The sequence below is a fragment of the Vibrio sp. V43_P6S15P86 genome, assembly GCF_009904725.1.
GTDB classification, from domain to species: domain Bacteria; phylum Pseudomonadota; class Gammaproteobacteria; order Enterobacterales; family Vibrionaceae; genus Vibrio; species Vibrio diabolicus.
The window spans coordinates 1-2818 of the sequence record NZ_WXWT01000229.1 but is presented as its reverse complement, the minus strand read 5'-3'; the positions used below and the strand labels follow the sequence as shown (position 1 = coordinate 2818).

Sequence of the window (2818 nt, the reverse complement as noted above, 5' to 3'; positions counted from 1 at the left end):
TCCCAATAAGGCTCAGCGATAATCTTATAAAAGCATTCATAATATGAAATGTTCATTGGATCTTGCTTGTTTCATTTGATCTTACTCTTTCAGAGCTAACAAGCGAAAATGATCTCGCTAATTTATCACCTTTGTGAACTCGCTCCAAACATAAAATCCATACACTGTAAGGTGTTATGCTCGAAAGACATACAAATTAGAGCGCTGTCACTCGCTCGCTAACCGATCAAGCACCTTCGACCTAGCTAGCTTTGCCCGACTAAACCATATTTTCTAACCATCCCTCGTAATTGGTGGTAGCTCAAACCAAGTAGCTCGGCTGCTTGTCGTTGATTAAACTTGGCTTCTTCCAATGCGCGATTGAGTAAGTGGATGTCTTGCTCTTCTTGCCACTGTTTATAGTCTAGAGGGAATTGAAATGCGCTGCTTGGTGCTTCCTCTTCTTGCTGCTGTTCGGCTTGCTCGGCGTTATGACCAAGCGTGTTATTCCAAACTGTTTCAAAAGGATTGAAAATCAGTTCATCAATTGGATCGGCACTGAGACCATGTTGGTAAATAGCACGTTCAATCACGTTTTTTAGTTCACGGACATTACCTGGCCATTCATATTCAAGAAGCGAATGCTGTGCTTTTGAGGTAAAACCGACAAAATATTCCAGTTGAAGTTCACGACACATCTTTATCGCGTAGTGCTCTGCTAAAGAGAGGATGTCTTCTTTTCGTTCACGAAGAGGAGGCAGCATGATGACGTCAAACGCTAAACGATCGAGTAAGTCGGCACGGAAGTCACCTTGTTCCGCCAATTTTGGTAAGTCCGCATTGGTTGCACAAACAAGTCGAACATCCGCATTGAGAGCGGTATGACCGCCAACTCGTTCATATTCACCATATTCGATGACACGCAACAGCTTTTCTTGAACTAAAAGTGGTGCGGTGGCCAGTTCGTCAAGAAACAAAGTGCCGCCTTCGGCGCGTTCGAAACGTCCTTTATGCTTGCCCTTAGAACCTGTAAAAGAACCGGATTCATGACCAAATAGCTCTGAATCTATTAGTCCTCCGCTTAAGGTCGCACAGTTGAGTGATAGTAGTGGCTTATCCCAACGTCTTGATAAATAATGCAAACGCTGAGCGATGAGCTCTTTACCCGTTCCTCGTTCACCAATAATGAGGACTGGACGCTCAATAGGCGCAAGTTGTGATACTTTATCTAGTACGGCGAGAAAAGCAGGTGATTCACCAATCAGGTTTTGCTTCATAAAGTCCTTCTTATTTAACAGCCGAGCCATGATTTACATATGGAGTTGGTGAATTTCACCAACAGTTGGTGAAAAACATCATAGCATAATAGTGCATAACGACAACAAAATGCATAAATTGCTGATTTTAAATGTAATTTTAAGTTGGCATGCTACTTGTAATGTATTCAGGGAGACGCAAGGTCAACCACCACCTTGTCGAGTTTTAATAGGAAAAAAGAGGAGTTCCGTTATGGGTATTTTTTCTCGATTTGCAGATATCGTTAACTCAAACATCAGTGCATTGCTGGACAAGGCGGAAGATCCTGAAAAAATGATCCGTCTTATCATTCAAGAAATGGAAGACACACTTGTTGAAGTGCGTACTAACTCGGCTAAAGCGATTGCAGACAAAAAAGAGTTGGCTCGTAAAGTTGAAACGTTAGAAGAGCAAATTGGCGAATGGAGCCAAAAAGCGAGCCTAGCGTTGGTAAAACAGCGTGAAGATTTGGCTCGTGCAGCGTTAATTGAAAAGCAAAAGCTTGAGCAAGTGATTAAAGGTCTTCACACTGAACAGACGTTAGTAGAAGAAACGATCGACAAGCTTACAGGCGAGATCGGTAAGTTAGAAAGCAAAATTGCAGAAACGCGTGCAAAACAGCAAGCACTAGCAATTCGTAACCAAACAGCCTCTAACCGTCGTGATGTGCAAAAACACCTGCACACTAGCCGCACTAATGAAGCGATGGCGAAGTTTGAGCAGTACTCGCGTAAAGTGGATGAAATGGAAGCAGAAGCAGATTTGTACGCACAAACTGGTAATGCAAAATCGCTAGAGCAAGAGTTTGCAGAGCTTCAAGCTCAAGACGAAATCGAAAAAGAGTTGGCAAAACTGAAAGAACAAATGTCATCGAAAGATAAATAACAAAGGAGCCATTTATGTCGGCATTTTTTATAGCAGGACCAGTGATTGTCTTTTTAATCTTTGTCGCTCCACTATGGCTCTTCTTACACTATCGCAGCAAACGCAAAACGGATAGTGCACTGTCGAGCCAAGATTTAGAGCGCCTTCAGGTACTATCTGAAAAAGCGGAAGCGATGCAGTCCCGAGTTGATACATTGGAGCGCATCTTGGATGCTGAGTCACCAACATGGAGACGCAAGTATGACTAATCGAGAACTGTATCGTGACCCAGTAAATGGCAAAATCTCCGGTGTTTGCGCCGGAATTGCCAACTACTTTGGTGCAGAAGTTTGGTTGATTCGTATTGTAGTGATTTCTGCAGCGCTGTTGGGCGGTACGTTTTTGGTGTTGTTAGCATACGTCGCGATGGCGTTTATGTTAGAAAAGCAACCAGTGACGTATTCTGAAAATATCCGAGCGCAACAAGAGCACACACTTAAAAGTAAGCCTTGGCAGAAAGGACAAAGTCCGGACCAATTGCTCAGTGTGTTGGAAAGGGATTTTGACCGCCTTGATGGCAAAATCCGTAACATGGAAGCGTATGTTACGTCTGATACATACAGGGTGAATCGGGAGTTCAGCAAGCTCTAAACACTCCGCATCCAAAGAAGATTTAAAC

General features: G+C 43.3%; 4 protein-coding genes. 3 read left to right on the top strand and 1 reads right to left on the bottom strand.

What is annotated here, in order from left to right; genetic code table 11:
• Window positions 1–245: 245 nt before the first annotated feature.
• Window positions 246–1256: a phage shock protein operon transcriptional activator gene (pspF, locus tag CAG69_RS10065; protein WP_161444034.1), complete on the bottom strand. Its 1011-nt coding sequence runs from the start codon at window positions 1254–1256 to the stop codon at window positions 246–248.
• Window positions 1257–1488: 232 nt separating this feature from the next.
• Between pspF and pspA the strand changes: the two genes are divergently transcribed.
• The 3 genes from pspA to pspC are packed head-to-tail and all read left to right on the top strand — an operon-like array spanning window position 1489 to window position 2790.
• A complete protein-coding gene (pspA, locus tag CAG69_RS10060; RefSeq protein ID WP_005393294.1) occupies window positions 1489–2160 on the top strand; it encodes a phage shock protein PspA in 672 nt (223 codons plus the stop codon).
• Window positions 2161–2174: 14 nt separating this feature from the next.
• Window positions 2175–2408, top strand: coding sequence for an envelope stress response membrane protein PspB (pspB, locus tag CAG69_RS10055; protein ID WP_005393293.1), 234 nt, complete (start codon window positions 2175–2177; stop codon window positions 2406–2408).
• Window positions 2401–2790 (top strand): envelope stress response membrane protein PspC, encoded by a 390-nt coding sequence (gene pspC, locus CAG69_RS10050; protein WP_012841944.1) that lies wholly within the window; start codon window positions 2401–2403, stop codon window positions 2788–2790. The genes pspB and pspC overlap by 8 nt, the downstream gene beginning before the upstream one ends.
• Window positions 2791–2818: the final 28 nt, after the last annotated feature.